This is a genomic window from Microcella sp., assembly GCF_046293215.1.
Taxonomy (GTDB): Bacteria; Actinomycetota; Actinomycetes; order Actinomycetales; family Microbacteriaceae; genus Microcella.
In genome coordinates this window covers 32,734-47,983 of sequence record NZ_JBKBPI010000011.1, presented here as the reverse complement: position 1 = coordinate 47,983, position 15,250 = coordinate 32,734, and the positions used below count along the sequence as shown (strand labels likewise).

The 15,250-nt window shown below is 68.6% G+C and carries 15 protein-coding genes; 4 read left to right on the top strand and 11 right to left on the bottom strand.

The window, feature by feature from the left end; translation table 11 throughout:
* Positions 1-163: 163 nt before the first annotated feature.
* Positions 164-2,635: a ribonucleoside-diphosphate reductase subunit alpha gene (locus ACK4SC_RS10410; RefSeq protein ID WP_409617712.1), complete on the bottom strand. Its 2,472-nt coding sequence runs from the start codon at positions 2,633-2,635 to the stop codon at positions 164-166.
* Positions 2,636-2,955: 320 nt separating this feature from the next.
* On the opposite strand from ACK4SC_RS10410, the gene ACK4SC_RS10405 reads away from it, so the two are divergent.
* On the top strand, positions 2,956-4,161 hold the full coding sequence (locus ACK4SC_RS10405; protein ID WP_409617710.1) for an MFS transporter: 1,206 nt from the start codon (positions 2,956-2,958) through the stop codon (positions 4,159-4,161).
* A gap of 14 nt (positions 4,162-4,175) precedes the next feature.
* Here the strand turns inward: ACK4SC_RS10405 and ACK4SC_RS10400 are convergent, their stop codons facing one another.
* Entirely contained in the window at positions 4,176-4,739 is a 564-nt protein-coding gene (locus ACK4SC_RS10400; protein ID WP_409617708.1) for an NADPH-dependent FMN reductase, read from the bottom strand.
* Positions 4,740-4,832: 93 nt separating this feature from the next.
* Here ACK4SC_RS10400 and ACK4SC_RS10395 point away from each other — a divergent pair, with 93 nt between their 5' ends.
* Positions 4,833-5,684 (top strand): aldo/keto reductase, encoded by an 852-nt coding sequence (locus tag ACK4SC_RS10395; protein WP_409617706.1) that lies wholly within the window; start codon positions 4,833-4,835, stop codon positions 5,682-5,684.
* A gap of 126 nt (positions 5,685-5,810) precedes the next feature.
* On the opposite strand, the gene ACK4SC_RS10390 is transcribed toward ACK4SC_RS10395, so the two are convergent.
* Positions 5,811-6,320, bottom strand: a complete 510-nt coding sequence (locus tag ACK4SC_RS10390) for an endonuclease domain-containing protein (RefSeq protein ID WP_409617705.1) — start codon at positions 6,318-6,320, stop codon at positions 5,811-5,813.
* Between the two features lie 691 nt (positions 6,321-7,011).
* Between ACK4SC_RS10390 and ACK4SC_RS10385 the strand changes: the two genes are divergently transcribed.
* The gene (locus ACK4SC_RS10385; protein WP_409617703.1) at positions 7,012-7,815 is read left to right on the top strand and encodes an alpha/beta fold hydrolase; all 804 of its coding nucleotides are present in this window, start codon (positions 7,012-7,014) and stop codon (positions 7,813-7,815) included.
* A gap of 17 nt (positions 7,816-7,832) precedes the next feature.
* Here ACK4SC_RS10385 and ACK4SC_RS10380 read toward each other — a convergent pair whose 3' ends face one another.
* The 6 genes from ACK4SC_RS10380 to ACK4SC_RS10355 form a co-directional block, all read right to left on the bottom strand.
* On the bottom strand, positions 7,833-8,117 hold the full coding sequence (locus tag ACK4SC_RS10380; RefSeq protein WP_409617701.1) for a hypothetical protein: 285 nt from the start codon (positions 8,115-8,117) through the stop codon (positions 7,833-7,835).
* Positions 8,114-8,935 (bottom strand): siderophore-interacting protein, encoded by an 822-nt coding sequence (locus ACK4SC_RS10375; RefSeq protein WP_409617699.1) that lies wholly within the window; start codon positions 8,933-8,935, stop codon positions 8,114-8,116. Before ACK4SC_RS10375 ends, ACK4SC_RS10380 begins: the two co-directional genes overlap by 4 nt.
* Before the next feature lie 26 nt (positions 8,936-8,961).
* Positions 8,962-10,380 (bottom strand): MFS transporter, encoded by a 1,419-nt coding sequence (locus ACK4SC_RS10370; RefSeq protein ID WP_409617697.1) that lies wholly within the window; start codon positions 10,378-10,380, stop codon positions 8,962-8,964.
* Positions 10,377-11,363, bottom strand: coding sequence for an aldo/keto reductase (locus ACK4SC_RS10365; RefSeq protein WP_409617695.1), 987 nt, complete (start codon positions 11,361-11,363; stop codon positions 10,377-10,379). The genes ACK4SC_RS10370 and ACK4SC_RS10365 overlap by 4 nt, the downstream gene beginning before the upstream one ends.
* Positions 11,364-11,372: 9 nt before the next feature.
* A complete protein-coding gene (locus tag ACK4SC_RS10360) occupies positions 11,373-12,206 on the bottom strand; it encodes an alpha/beta fold hydrolase (RefSeq protein ID WP_409617693.1) in 834 nt (277 codons plus the stop codon).
* 86 nt (positions 12,207-12,292) lie between these two features.
* Positions 12,293-12,508 carry a hypothetical protein gene (locus tag ACK4SC_RS10355; protein WP_409617691.1) on the bottom strand — a complete coding sequence of 72 codons (216 nt, stop codon included), beginning with the start codon at positions 12,506-12,508 and terminating at the stop codon, positions 12,293-12,295.
* 206 nt (positions 12,509-12,714) lie between these two features.
* Here ACK4SC_RS10355 and ACK4SC_RS10350 point away from each other — a divergent pair, with 206 nt between their 5' ends.
* Positions 12,715-13,632 (top strand): DUF4349 domain-containing protein, encoded by a 918-nt coding sequence (locus ACK4SC_RS10350; protein ID WP_409617689.1) that lies wholly within the window; start codon positions 12,715-12,717, stop codon positions 13,630-13,632.
* Here ACK4SC_RS10350 and ACK4SC_RS10345 read toward each other — a convergent pair.
* On the bottom strand, positions 13,556-14,704 hold the full coding sequence (locus ACK4SC_RS10345; protein ID WP_409617687.1) for a mannitol-1-phosphate 5-dehydrogenase: 1,149 nt from the start codon (positions 14,702-14,704) through the stop codon (positions 13,556-13,558). The two genes, ACK4SC_RS10350 and ACK4SC_RS10345, sit on opposite strands and share 77 nt — an antisense overlap.
* A gap of 10 nt (positions 14,705-14,714) precedes the next feature.
* The gene (locus tag ACK4SC_RS10340) at positions 14,715-15,152 is read right to left on the bottom strand and encodes a PTS sugar transporter subunit IIA (protein ID WP_409617685.1); all 438 of its coding nucleotides are present in this window, start codon (positions 15,150-15,152) and stop codon (positions 14,715-14,717) included.
* Positions 15,153-15,250: the final 98 nt, after the last annotated feature.

The following is a 15,250-nucleotide window of genomic DNA, read 5'->3' as shown; positions in this document are numbered from 1 at the left end:
GCGGTGCGGGAAAGAAATGATCGGGGGGTCTGGTGTCCCCGGATGCGCGGGGCGCGCATCCGGGGATCGTCACGGTGTCGTTACTGGCAGCTGTCGCAGTACAGGTCGTCCATCGGGTCGACCGGGACGGCGTAGCCGTCGACGGTGTCGTGCGGGCCCACGGTTACTCGCCCGCCTTCGCGACGCCGCCGAAGCCGAAGCCCTTGCGCGCGGGCGCGGGAGCCGCGGCCGGCTCGGCGCTCGGGGCGGCGGTCGACCCGCTCGCGGCGCCGAAGCCCTTCTTCTGCCCGCCACCGATCGCCTCCGACTTGTTGACCTTGACGGTCGACTGCTCGGCGGTGTGACGCGGCTTCATGTGCAGGTAGTAGGTCGTCTTGACGCCCTTCTTCCACGCGGCCGAGTAGATGTCGACCATGTCGTCGATGTCGCGCGTCTCGAGGTACATGTTGCGGCTGATGGCCTGGTCGATCCACTTCTGGGCGCGGGCCGCGACCTCGAGGAAGGCGTACGGCGACAGCTGGAAGCTGGTCTTGTACGACGCCCGAACGTCTTCGGGAATCTCGGTGATGCCCTGAATGTCGCCCTGGCTGCGCAGAATCGCCTCGCGGGTACGCTCCCACAGGCCCTGGGCCTTCAGCGCGTCGACGAGGTTGCGGTTCACCTCGAGGAACTTGCCCGAGCTGGTCGAGCGGCTGAAGATCTGCGAGAACTGCGGGTCAAGACCCGGCGTCGTGCCCGCAACCAGACCAATGGATGCCGTCGGCGCGATCGCCATGAGCGTCGCGTTGCGCACGCCCCCCTTGACCTTCTCGCGCAGGGCGTCCCAGTCGAGACGGGTGGTGCGGTTGACCTGCACCTCGACGCCACGGTCGGCCTCGGTGAGGTCGATCGTGTCGAAGGGCACGAGACCCTGCGACCAGCGGCTGCCCTCGAAGTTGTCGTAGGCGCCGCGCTCCTTGGCGAGCTCGACCGAGGCCTCGATGGCGGCGTACGAGACGTGCTCCATGATCTCGTCGATCAGGTCGAACGCCTCCTCCGAGTCGTACGAGTAGCCGAGCTTCTCGACCAGGTCGGTGAAGCCCATCACGCCGAGGCCGATCGCACGGTTCGTCGTGTTCGCGTGGTCGGCCTCGTCGACGCTCGACACCGTGATGTCGATGAGGTTGTCGAGCTGGCGCACGGCAAGCTTGGCGCTCTCTTCGATCTTCGCGAAGTCGACCTTGCCGTCGGCGAAGTGACGGCTCAGGTTGATCGAGGCCAGGTTGCAGACCGAGATGTTGTCGCGGTCTTGCGGCAGGCAGATCTCGGTGCAGAGGTTGGAGAGGTGGATCGTGCCCGTGTTGTTGTTGATGGCACGGTTGTTGATCGTGTCCTTCCACGTCAGCCACGGGTGGCTGGTGGACTGCAGCGAGATGAGGATCTGCTTGAACTGCTCGCGCGCGCCGATCTTCTTGAACATCTTGATCTCGCCACGCTCGGCCATCGCCACGTACTCGGCGTAGCGCGTCGAGAACTCTTTTCCGTAGAGCTCGTTCAGGTCACTGACCTCGAGCGGGTCGAACAGGTACCAGTCGTCGTCGTTCTGCACGCGCTTCATGAACTCGTCGCTGATCCACACGGCGGTGTTGGCCGTGCGGGTGCGGCGGTAGGGGTCACCGGAGTTCTGGCGCAGGTCGAGGAACTCGGGGAAGTCCATGTGCCAGTTCTCCATGTAGAAGCACAGGGCACCGAACTTCTTGCCGCCTCGGCTGACCGCGCGCAGCACCGAGTCGATCGTGTGCATGAACGGGATCGGCCCCGTCGACGTGGTGTTGTTCGAGCGAATGGGCGAGCCCTGGGCGCGCAGCTTCGTGACCGACAGGCCGATGCCGCCGGTGCCCTTCGTGAGCCACATGACGTCGCGCACGCTCTTGGCGATGTGCTCGATGTCGTCGTGCATCTCCATGACGAAGCAGTTCGACAGCTGCGGGTAGCTCGTGCCGGCGTTCACCAGCGTCGAGCCGGCCGCCAGGTACTCGAGCGACGACATCTTCTTGTAGAAGGCGATGGCGTGCTCGGTGGGGTTTGCCTCGTTGAGCGACAGGCCCATCGCCACGCGCATCCAGAAGTACTGCGGAACCTCCAGGGGCTCGCCGTTGCGGGCCTTGATGCCGTAGCGGTTGTTGAGCGTGACGACGCCGATGTACTTGAGCAGCTCGTCGTTCGCCGGCTCGAGAGCGTCGGCGAGAGCGTCGAGGTCGAACAGCCCGGTCGTGAAGCGCGGGTCGAGCAGCGCCTCGTCGACACCGCGGCGAATCGTCGCGGCGAAGTGCTCGCGGTGCAGGCGCTTCAGGTCGTCGGCGTCGGTGTAGTCACCGAGGACGCGCTTGTAGATCGTCTTGAGCAGCAGTCGCGCGGCCACCTGGTCGAACGCGGGGTCATCTTTGACGTTCTGCAGTGCGACCTGGATCACCGCCTCGTCGAGCTGCTGGGTCGTGATGCCGTCGAACAGGGTCAACTCGAGCTCGCTGGCGATCTGGGTGACCCACGTGATGTTCGGGTCAAGACCTTCGGCGGCGTGCTCGATGGCGAGGTTGATCTTGTTCGCGTCGTACGGCTCGCGGCTGCCGTCGCGCTTCACGACCGTGATGCTCACTGGTGCTCCATTCGGGCCCGCCCGGCGGGTCATGTGTTGGGCCGGTTGTCCGGCGTTTTCTGGCTGTGGTGGAGAGGGTCTGCGGCCCGTTAAACCGGGTCAACCGCGGCGCCCCCGCGCCGTGGTCTGGCCACTATATATCGGGGCACTGACAAACATCACCCCCTACATCTAGTGGGCGTGTCGTCCACAGGTGTGCATAACTTGTGGGGCTTATCCACAGCTTCTCGGACACCTCCGACACGCGGACGGGATGCGCGGAAAACGCGAAAACTGGCGCGAGAATTCGCCCCTCGCCGAGGCTCTAGGCTGGACCTCTTGTGAGCGGCTACATCGACCTGTTGAAAACCCGTGGAGTGGCGCGGATCATCTCCGCCCAGCTCGTCGCGCGGCTGCCATCAGGCATGCTCTCGCTCGCCTTCCTCATTCACATCGAGCGCATCTTCGACTCGTACGGATCGGCGGGGCTCGTGCTCGCCGCAACGAGCGTCGGGCAAGCAGTCGCCGGCCCCCTCACGAGCCGCTGGATGGGCAGACTCGGGATGCGCCCGGTTCTCATCACGACGCTCGTCATTTGCGCCACCGGCATCGCCCTCATCGCCTTTGCCCCCCTGCCCCTCTGGGGCTACATGCTCGTCGCCCTGATCACGGGTCTGTCGAACCCGCCGATTCAACCGGCCGTGCGCACCATCTATCCAAAGATGGTGACGTCGAAGCAGCTGACTCCCCTGTTCTCGCTCGATGCATCGGCACAGGAGCTGATCTGGATCAGCGGCCCGGTCGTCACCGTGTTCCTCGCCCTGCAGGTCTCGCCCGTTGTGGCGATCGCGGTCGCCGGCAGCTTCCTCGTGCTCGGAGGCATCTGGTTCATTTCGAGCCCCGAAGTCGGCAAGGTGCGCATCCCGCCGAGCAAGAACCGCATCGGCGTCGTGCTGAAGAACCGCGCCGTGTTGCTCGCCACGATCACCGGCTTCCTCATGATTGGCTCGGCCGCCGCCATCGAAGTCGGCGTCGTTGCCGTCTTCGGCGAGGGCGGAGCCGAAGCCGGACTCCTTCTCGGCATCTGGGCCATCGCCTCACTCGTCGGAGGCCTCTCGATGGGGCACCTGCCGATCGGCCCGTGGGCCCTCACCCGGCGCCTGTTCATCATCTTCGTCGGCATGGCCATGGCGCCCTTCGCCCTCGAGTTCTGGTGGCTCGCAATCGCCCTCATCGTGGCCGGCATCGGTATCGCGCCCGCGCTCGCCGTGATGTTCGCCATCGTGTCGGCCAGCGTGAAGTTCAGCGCGACCGCCGAGGCGTACGGCTGGCTCGGCACCGGGCAGCTCATCGGAGCGGCACTCGGCTCCGCGATCGCCGGCTTCGTCATCGACGACCTCGGCCCCGTCGGCGGCTTCTACACGGCCATCGCCTTCGCGCTCGCCGCCACCGTCGTCGGCGCACTGTTCGTGCGGTGGCACCCCGACCTGCGCGGGCGCGACGCCTCGCCGCTACCCGACACCGAGCCGGTGGCGACGATCAGCTAGCGGCGGGCCTGCAGCTAGCGGCGGGCCTGCACGGGTCGCAGCGCCTCGCCGTAGGCGACCAGCTGCGCGACCAGCGCATCCAGGCTGCTCGTCTGGCGGTCGTCGGCGGCAAACCCGCCGTCGCCCACCTGCTTGCTCGCGCCCGGCAGGTTCACCTCCGTCGGGATCTTCACCAGACCCACCGTCGACAGCACCGGCTCGAGCGCCGTCACACCCCGCGAACCGCCCGACATGCCGCCGTAGCTGACGAACCCGACGGGCCGGCCCTGCCACTCGGTGTACAGATAGTCGATGGCGTTCTTCAGCGCCGGCGAGTAGCTGTGGTTGTACTCGGGTGTCACGAAGATCAGCGCATCGGTCGCCTCGACGCGGGCACTCCAGGCGCGCGTGTGCGCGTGCTGGTAGTCGCGCTTGATCGGGTGATGCGGCTCGTCGAGGAACGGCAAAGCCAGCTCCTTCAGATCAACGAAGTCGACGTCGTGCCCCGCGCCCTCGACGCGCGAACGCACCCACTCAGCGATCGGTAGGCCGATGCGGCCAGGGCGAACGGATCCGACGACGATCATCACGTGAGCCATGCTGGAAGCCAACCACGGGCATCCTGGATCAATTCCTCAGGGCGCTGGATGCTCGCTGTGCGTTCTCGCGGATCGCTTCGCAATACTGGGCCCATGACCGCAGCCGAGCCCCTCGCCCCGCGCATCACGCTGTCCGACGGCACGAGCATCCCGCAGCTGGGGCTCGGCGTGTACAAGGTTCCGGCGGAGCAGACCGCCGACCTCGTCGCCGGCGCGATCGAGCTCGGCTACCGCCACGTTGACACGGCGGCGCTCTACAATAACGAGGCAGAAGTGGGCGAGGGCGTGCGCGCGAGCGGGGTGCCCCGCGACGAGCTGTACGTCACCTCGAAGGTGTGGAACGACCGACACGGGGTCGACGAGACGCGAGCCGCGTTCCTCGATGCGCTCGACGCGTCGGGCCTCGAATACTTCGACCTGTACCTGATTCACTGGCCGGCGCCACGCCAAGACCGCTACGTCGACGCGTGGAAGGCGCTCATCGCCCTACGCGAGCAGGGCCTCGTGCGGTCGATCGGCGTCAGCAACTTCGAACCGCACCACCTGCAGCGTCTCGTCGACGAGACCGGGGTCGCCCCCGTCGTCGACCAGGTCGAGCTGCACCCGTGGCTGCCGCAGCGTGAAATTCGGGCCGCCGCCTCGGCGATGGGCGCCGCCGTCGAAAGCTGGAGCCCGCTCGCCCGCGGCCGCGTGCTCGAGGTCGGCTCGCGCGACCGCGACGTGCTCGACGCCATCGCGGCGCGGCACGACAAGACGCCCGCCCAGGTGGCGCTGCGCTGGCACGTGCAGCAGGGGCTCATCGTGATTCCGAAGTCGACGTCACTCGAGCGCGTGGCCGAGAACGCCGACATCTTCGACTGGGAGCTCACCGCCACCGACATGGCCGAGATCGCGCAACTCGAGACGGGCGAGCGCACGGGCCGCCACCCCGACGACCTCGGGTAGGCGGGCTGCGCCGCGGACCTGCTCGCCTGCTCGGTTGCCGTCAACCCGTGATGGGCGCGACTGTCGTCTTTCTCAGGAACTTCTGTCGCCTCCCAGTCAACTTCATGGGCAACGACCCCGACGCGGTCAAGAATTCCTGAGAAGTCGTACGCCGCGTGCGGTGTCGATTCGCGCAGACAGTGCACGGCGGACCGCGGCCACCACCAAATCGCCGTGCCGGAGGGCGTGCAGGTAATCGACTCTCACGACCGGGAATCCGCTGCTCAGCGCCTCGAGATCACGTCGATAGTCGCGTTCCTGCTCACCGCGATGCCACTCGCGACCATCCACCTCGACGATCACCCGGCCCTCGACAAGAAAATCGACACGCCCGACTCCGGCAACTACGACCTGCGGTTCGACAGTCAGCCCGGCGTCACGCAGTGCGACCCTCACCAACGACTCGATGCCAGACTCCGCACGCGGGTCGAGGTCTCCCCACGTCAGTGTGCAGCGGCGGGGCGCTCTGTCGATCAGCTTGCGGACGACATCACGGTCGACCGCGCCCAGACGCACAACGCTGTCCAACACGGCGATCGCGACCGCGCGAGGCTGGCATCGAATGACTTGTGCGACCGCGTCTTCCGGTTCTTGCACGGATTCTCGCCCTGCACGAGCCGTCCAATGAATGCGAGCACCGCCCAAGAGACGTCTGTGTCGGGCTAGGCGCGAAGCATTTCGCGCGACGGCGACGTGAACTCCTGCATGTGGGGGGAGCCAACCGCCGACGTGCGCGAGCGCTGACACGCACGCCACACTGCCGCCTAGCGTGACGGCGCGTTGCACATCGATGGGCAGAGCAGGGCTGGCATACGCGTCACGTCGCAGTCGCACGATGGCACCCGAAGCCAGATAGCGACGCAGTTGCCGTTCTGGCAGGAGCCCCAGCAGGTCGGCACGGGAATAAACACGCAACGGGTTGAGCGCAGCCATGACGCGGAGCGTGCCTCGACTCGACGGTTCGAGGGCGCTCTGATCCCCAGCACGAGTCGACACCAGTTGAGCGGCAACGTGGGGAGGAGCGGTGACCAACTTCTCAGGAAAAATAGTGTCGTGTGTGCGCCGAGGGCCGGTCGGTTCGCGGGGCCCACGGCATTTTTCCTGAGAAGTGGGACGGCTCGCAGAGGTGAACCGGGCTTCGGCCCGCGTCGGTGGCGGGGGCCGGGCACGAGACGCTTGGCGCGGGGCGCAGGGCGCCGGGCGCCGGGCAGTGGCGTGGCGCGGGCGCGAGGCGCAGGCGGCGAGAACACCCGCTGCACGGCGCAGGGCACGGGGCTAGGGTGGCGGCATGAGCGCCGTGACACTGCCGCGACTGCACTGGGGGCCGACCGACAGCGACCGTCGCGCGCTGCTCGTGCACGGCCTGGGCTCGAGCGCGCACACCATGTGGCGCGTCGCCGAGTCACTGGCCGACGCCGGCTGGAGCGTCGACGCCGTCGACCTGCGCGGGCACGGCGACGCGCCCCGCACCTCGAGCTATCGCATCGAGGAGTTCGCCGCTGACCTCGCGACCACGCATCCGCGCGGCGCGACCGACACCCCGGGCAGCGGGGATGCTCACCCCGCCACCCAGCGCGGCACCTGGAACCTCGTGGTCGCCCACTCGATCGGCGGCGCCGCCACGGTCGTCGCGGCCGCCGCGCACCCTCGCTGGGCTGAGCGCCTCGTACTGCTCGACCCTGCGCTCCACGCCAACGAGCAGGCGCGAGACGCCATTCGTCACCGGCAGCTGGCGGCGAAAGACGCCATCACGATCGAGAGCGCGACGGCAGAAAATCCGCACTGGCACCCGCTCGACGTCGAGCTGCGGGTGCGGGCCGTGCACGCTGCCTCCCGGTTCGCGCTCGAGCACGCCGTGCTCGACAACCCCGATTGGGATGCGCTGCCGCACCTTCCGCACCTCACCCAGCCGACGCTCGTGATCGCGGGCGACCCCGACCGGGGCGCGCTGTTCGCGGGTGACCTCGCCACTCACGCGCTCGCCGCCAACCCGCTGATCGAGCAGCGCATCGTTCCGGGCGGCCACAACGTGCACCGTGACGCCCCCGGCTACACGCTCGACGCCATGCACGATTGGCTTGCCGACTTCTGAGCCGCGGCCGCCCTCGACTAACTCGCGAGGTCACCGATCGTGATCGTGCTGCGCTGCGTCCGGCCCGACTCGTCCGAGTAGGTGCAGGTCCACTGCAGCGGGAGGAAGGCGTTGGCGCTCAACCCGACCGTGTCACCGCCAGCCTCGAGCCCGAGCGCGGTACACCGCTGCATCGCGCGGTCGCCGAAGGAGGGCGCGACGAGCGCCGATATGAAGACGAACGCCGCGGCGAGCACCCCGACCAGCGTGACGACGGCGACGACTCGCACCGGGCCCCGTGACCGTTCCTCGGACTCACTCACGTCTTCACGCTAGCGGTCGAGCGCTTCCAGTAGCCCTTGGCGATGGCGTTCTCGGGGTCGATGCGCCAGCGCTCGAGCACCCGGCGGGCGACCGACACGAGCGACTGCTCGGCGCAGGCGAAGAGCAGCACGTCCGTCTCGAGCCCGATCGTCTCGGGCGCGGGTAGCGGGCGAGGCAGCGACTCCAGCGCGGAGGCGAGCGCCGCCGACGGCGTCGCGTCCGGCTCGAGGATGCGCACCTCCACCCCCGCAGGAACGTCGAGTTCCAGCTCGTCCACCCCGTACCGGGTTTCGAGCAGCACCAGGCCCGGGGCTCCCCCACCGGCGAGCGCCGCGATGTAGCGCCGCACGGCCGGCACGGCGGAGTCGTCGCCCGCCAGCACCCAGGCCTCCGGCGCTCCGCGCATCAGGACGGACCCCTTGGGGTCGGCCACGATCACGGGAGACCCGAGCGGCGCGGCGACGGCCCAGGGTCCGATCAGACCCGCCGGCGAGCCGTCGGCCCCGCGGTGCACGAGCAGGTCGAGGTCGATCCAGCCCTCAGAGACCGAGTGGTCGACGACGGTCTCGATGCGAAACTCCCCCGCCGGAACCCCCGACGCGTCGACGGGCACCGCCCAGTCGTCGACGGCACGGCCGACGTACACCCGGCCGTGGTCCCCGGCGCCGGGCGCCCGGTAGCCGACGAGAGCATCGGGGTTGTCCGCGGTAACGGCGAGGCGAACCCGCCAGAAGTCGGGCGCGACCTCCCGTCGCGATACCAAGCGCAGTGCGCGAAACGCGTCGGAATACTTGTCGCGATACAGGCTCACGGGCACGCGCCCGAGCCTAGCGCGGGGGCTTCCTAGCGGTCTGCCGTCGGCTGGCCCGGCGGCGTGCCCGACCCGACGGCCGGCAGCGCGTCGGTGACAGGTGGCGGCTCGTCGCCGTTGTCAATGTCTTCGGGGTTCGGCAACCCCATCAGGAACCGGTAGAACACGAGCGCGAGCAGGGTCATGAGTCCGCCCCCGATGATCCACGGCAGGCGGAGATCGACGAGCGCAATCGCACCACCGATGACCGAACCGAGCGGCATGGATCCCCACAGCAGGGTGCGCCAGGTGCCGTGCACCCGCCCGAGCAGCCGGCCGGGCACGATCGCCTGCCGGTACGACATCATCAGGATGTTCCAGATGGTGACGCTGCCCGATCCGACCGCGAAGCCGATCACCCCGACGGCGGCGACCGGCCAGATGCCCATGACGAGCGTCGCCACCCCGGCGATGAGGTTCATGGCGGCCATGATCGCCCCGAGCCCGAAACGAGCCTGCAGGCGCGAGGCGACGATCGAGCCGAGCAGTCCGCCGATCGCTCCCGCGAGCAGGAACAACCCGAACGCCGCCTCCGGAATCGCCAGCGTCTGCAGCACGAACAGCACGAGCGTCGCCGAAGAAGCGGCATACAGCAGCCCGGTCGCGGTCGTGAAGAACCACAGGGTGCGCAGTTGCCGGTTCGCCATGATGAACCGCCAGCCGTCGACGAGCTGGCGCCGGAATGGCTCGGTGGGCGGCGGGGAAACAGGCGAGGCGGATGCTCGCGGCGCGCCCTCCTCGTCACTCGCGTCCGCGACGTCCGGCTGCGCCGGCCCACCGCTCGCCGCGGCTCCGCCCCGGAACTGCCGCCCCGACGCCACCTGCGGCAGCAGCACGGCCAGCACGACGGCGAGCCCATAGGCCGCACCCAGCAGCCCGAGCGGGATCAGCACGGCGACGGCGAACAGCGCCGAGGTGAGCGGGGCCGCCGCGAAGTTCTGCACCACCAGCTCGGCGCCCTCGATGCGGGCGTTGGCGCGTGACAGCTTCTTCTTCGGCACGACGCTCGGCACCACCGCGCGGATCGCTCCGTCGTAGAGGGTCTCGCACGCGCCGTAGACGAAGATCAGCAGGTAGAGCCACCAAATGGTGAGGGCGTCGGTCCAGACGAGCGCGAGCAATCCCACGGCGAGCACGGTGCGCACCGAAGCGGCGAGCGCGAGGGCGTGCCGCCTGTCCATGCGATCGACGAGGATGCCGCTTGGCAGGGCGAACAGTAGCCACGGCAGCATCGCGAGAGCGGCCAGGCCGGCGATCAGCACCGGATCGTCGGTGAGCCGCGCGGCAAGCAACGGCGCGGCTGTGCGCGCGATGCCGTCGCCCAGGCTCGAGGCCAGGTTCGCCGTGAAGACGTTGGCGAAGGTGCGGCCGAGGCCGCGCCGCTCACTGCCCGGTGTGGCCTCCGAGCTCACCAGCGAGGATGCACGGCGGCGCGGAAGTACTGGTCGTACAGCGCCACCACGCGGGCGTGGAAGTCGTCGCCGAGGGGTTCGACGCCGCCCGCCGCCGCGTTCATGCGGGCCTGCTCGGGCGAGCGGGCCCCCGGGATCACGGTCGAGATGCCGGGCAGGTGCACGAGCCAGGCCAGCGCCGCGGTCGCGGGGGCGAGGTCGTGCTCGGCGGCGAGCGCGGCGAACTGCTGAGCCGCCTCCACTCCCGCCTCGTAGTTCACGCCCGAGAAGGTCTCGCCGACATCGAAGGCGTCGCCGTTGCGGTTGTAGTTCCGGTGGTCGTTTTCGGCGAACGTCGTCTCGCGCGAGTAGCGGCCGCTGAGCAGGCCGGAGGCGAGCGGAACGCGGGCGATGATGCCGACGCCGGCCTCCTGCGCGGCCGGGAGCACAGCATCCAGGGGCTTCAGGCGGAAGGCGTTGACGATGATCTGCACGCTCGCGACATTCGGGCGGGCGATGGCGGTGAGCGCCTCCTCGACCGTCTCGACGCTGACGCCGTAGTGGCGGATGCGGCCGGCGTCGACCATGGCGTCGAGGTCGTCGTAGACGCGGTCGATCGAGTAGACGGGGGTCGGCGGGCAGTGCAGCTGCACGAGGTCGAGCGTGTCGACCTGCAGGTTCTGGCGGCTGCGATCGTTCCAGGCGAGGAAGTTCTCGGTCGAATAGTTCTCGGGCACCTGCGGCAGACGCCGACCCATCTTCGTGGCCACGAAGAGCCCGGCGTCGGGGTGCTCGCGCAGGTAGCGGCCGATGAGCTGCTCGCTGCGGCCGTCTCCGTAGACGTCGGCCGTGTCAACCATCGTGACGCCCGACTCAACAGCGGCGTCGAGCACGGCGAACGCGTCCGCCTCGCTCACCTCGCCCCAGTCGGCGCCGAGCTGCCAGGTTCCGAGTCCGATCGATGAGACGGTCGCTCCGGTGCGACCCAGTACCGATGTATGCATTCGAAAAGACTAACCGGGCTCGGAGTCGTGCACGGGCGAGCGCACAACCTCGGCGACCGCCTCCGCGAGCCGCGGCCGCACGAGGTGGTCGTTCCCGGCGACGCGGGTGGCGGTGACGTGACGCAACCGCTCGGCGATCTTCAGCCCGCCCGGCGCGAGGAACGGGTCGAGGGTGCCGTAAACGAGGTCAACGGGAGCGTCGACGGCCGCCAGGTCGGCGATGGTCGTCTGCGACTCGATGGCGTTTTGCAGCGACCGCGTGAACGGCACCCAGTTCTCGGCGGTGACGTCGAGCACGTTCTTGATGGGCGCGATTCTCGCGAGCGCGGCGGCGGCGCGCACCGTGAAGTCTTGATTGCCGCGCAAGAACTCGTACAGGGTGAAGTAGGCGCCCATGCCCGCCCGGTCAACGCGGTCGCCGATCGTTTCGGGCGGAAGGTACAGCGGCGGGCTGACGAGCACGAGTCGCGCGATGCCGTTCGGGTGCCGGGCGGCGTAGCGGGTGGCGATCAGGCTGCCGAGCGAATGCCCGATGAGGATGAACGGACGATCGAGCTTCAGAGATCGGATGGTCGCATCGAGAGCCGCCGCGTGCTCCGCGAGTGTGTAGTCCCAGTCGGACGGCGCCGGGGATTTCCCGAAGCCCAGAATGTCAATGGTGATGCACCGGTGGTCGGGCTCGAGTAGCGGCACCAGGTTCTGAAACGTGACGGATGACGATGCGATGCCGTGAATCATCACGACGATGGGGCCGTCTCCCCCCGTGTCGCGGTCGATGTGCAAGAGGGGGGCGCGTCTCCGGCGCACCCAGGCGCGGAACCGCTGGCTCGCCGTCGCCGTCATGACCGCATTCTTCCCCACTCACCGCCCGTGCGAAAAGACAACACGGGGGCCGGCTGAGCCGACCCCCGTGCCCTTCGCGTCCACCCCTAGTCGCGCAGGTCTTTTTTGTAGTCGTTCTTCGCCTTCGTCGCCTCGGCCTCAGATTCGGCCTTTTTCAGCTCGGCTTCCTTCTTCTTCACCTCAGCGTCGGCCTGCATCTCATCGACCTTGTCGCTGGCGGCTTCTTTCGCGTCCTCGACCTTGCGGCCGATCTTCTCGCCGGTCGCCTCAGCGGCGTCCTTCGCACTGTCGGTGAACCCCATGGTCGTCCTCCTTTGTCGGTCGATTCCCGGGGTAACGGGTCGCGGTTCGTGTCCGCGTGCTTCGACGCTATCGACAGGCGCGCATCCGTTTCGAGCGTTTGCACCGGACGCTCTGTGCCCTATCAGCGGGAGTTCAGATAACGGTTATGCATCTGCCAAAAACGTTGGGTGGTGGGGCAAACATATGCGGGAGTAGCGTCACCGCCATGACCCGACCACGCCGCACCCTCGCCCCTCTCGCCGCCCTCGCGGCGACCCTTCTGCTGGCCGGCTGCTCTGCGGTCGCCGAGTCCGGCTCCGACGGGGGCGGCGGATGGGGCGGCGAGCCTGCACCCGGCGCTCCCGCCCCCGACATGGGCGGCGACGGTGCCGTCGGTGAGGATGAGGGCCCGATCAGCACTCCGACACCCGGCGATGGCCGCCAGGTCATCACCACCGGCTGGATGTACCTCACGGTGGAGGCCCCGCTGGAGGCGGCCACCGAGGCAGCCCGCATCACGGAGCGCGCGGGAGGGCGCGTCGATGGGCGCACCGAGTATGCCCCCCACAACAACGACGCGGGAGGCGCCGAACTGGTGTTGCGCATTCCGAGCGAGGTATTGCAGCCCACGATCGACGAGCTGAAGACCCTGGGTGAGCTCGAAGAGCTGAGCCTCAGCGCGAGCGATGTGACCCGCGAGGTGCAAGACCTGGACGCCCGCATCGGAGCACTCGAGGCTTCCCTCGACCGGCTCTTGGCGCTGCTGGTGCAGGCAGAGGACATTGACGACCTCATCACCCTCGAATCGGTCGTCGCCGATCGCCAGGGGCAACTCGAGAGCCTCCAAGCACAACGCCGATCGCTTGCCGATCGGGTGTCCCTCTCGACACTGACGCTGACCCTCGGGTCAGAGGCGGTGGCCCCGCCCACCGAGCCCGGTACCTTCCTCGACGGCTTGCGCCAGGGCTGGGATGCACTCGTCGCCTTCGGCTCAGCTGCGCTTGTGCTCACCGGCATCCTGCTGCCGTGGCTGGCCGTACTCGGGGTGCTGGCGGCGATCGTGTGGGTCAGCGTGCGCGCTGCGCGTCGGCGACGCGGCTCACGAGCGCCGAGTGCAGAGGATGCTCCGGCCCCACTCCCGTAACCTCGACGACCACCTGCTCGGGAGTGAGCGAGGCGAGCTTCTCGCCCAGCTCGATACTCTCCGGGTCGTCGGCGACGTCAACAAACTGCAGAGCCGCGCTGATGACTTCCAGAAGGGCGGTCGGATGCTCGCCCCGCTCCGCCAGCGCGGCCGCCGGTTCGATGAGGCGCTCGTGTCGCGACAGTTTGCGCAGGGGCTGCCGCCCGACGCGCTCGACCGGGTCGGCGAGGGCATCGTTCGCGAAACGGCGCAGTGCGGTGTCGCGGTACGCGTCCTGTACGGCGCGCTCGAAACCGTGTCGAGCGACCAGCAGCGACGAGGTTTCTCGCAGAGCGGCGCTGACGGCGTCACGCACCGCGGGCATCCCGATTGCCTCGTGAATAGTGGCGGCGCCGGCGAGACGTCCGAGGTAGGCGGTGGCCGCGTGGCCGGTGTTGACCGTGAACAGCTTGCGTTCGATGTACGGCGCGAGGTCGTCGACGAAGTGCGCGCCCGGGATGCTCGGCGGCGCACCCGGGAACGGCCCGGTCTCGATGGCCCACTCGCAGAACGGTTCAACGCGCACGTCGAGTCCGTCGGCGGGGTCGGCGGTCGGCACGATGCGGTCGACGGCGGTGTTGGCGAAAATGGCCCGCGTCAGGGCGGCGGCGTCATCGCCCAACGCCGTGGCGATCTCGGCACGCAGGGAGTCGGTCGCCTGCAGGGCGTTTTCGCACGCCATGATGACGAGCGGCGGCGTTCCCGCCGCGCGGGCGCGCAGCCCGTCAGCAATTAGCGGGGCGATGAAGCGCAGCACGGTGGGGCCCACCGCCGTCGTGACGATGTCGGCGGTCGCGACGGCCATCACCGCGGCGTCGCGGTCGGCCGCGCTGTCGATGGCCGAAAAACCGGTCACGGTCGTCTCTCCGCCACCCGGCCCGATCTCGATGACGCGGTAGCTGTCGGCGGCGGTGAGAGCGGAAATCAGGGGCGCGTTGACGTCGACAAAGACGAGGTCGTGTCCAGCCTCGTGCAGCAGCAGGCCAATGAAGCCGCGGCCGATGTTGCCGGCGCCGAAGTGGACCGCCGTCATGACCTGCCCCCTAGACGTTGACGTCGCCGAGCACGGCGAGCACGTCGTCCGGGGTTTGTGCATCGAGCACGCGCTGCACCGACTCTTCGTCGCTGAACGCGAGAGCCAGCGCCTGCAGCACGGCCATGTGGCCTCCATCTTTGCCGGCGATGGTGGCGACGACGCGCACAGGGTTGCCGTCCCAGTCGATGGGCTCGTCGTAGCGCACGAGGGTCATCGCCGACGAGTGGATCGCGTCTTTCGCCTCGTTCGTGCCGTGCGGAATCGCGAGGTGATTGCCCATGAAGGTCGAGACGGAGGCCTCTCGCGCGTGCATCGCCGCGACGTACGACTCGTCGACGGCGCCGGCAGCAACAAGCAGTCGGCCACCCTCGTTGATCGCCTCGTCACGGGTGCGGGCGGTGCCGCCGAGGATGATGCGGTCGGGGGTCAGAACGTCAGCGCTCATGGTCGGGTCCTTCTCGTCGGTGGTTGCCGTGGTGTGTGCCACGGCGTCGATCAGGGAATGCACGGGGGCACCGCGGCACAGCTGCTCACGATGCCCCC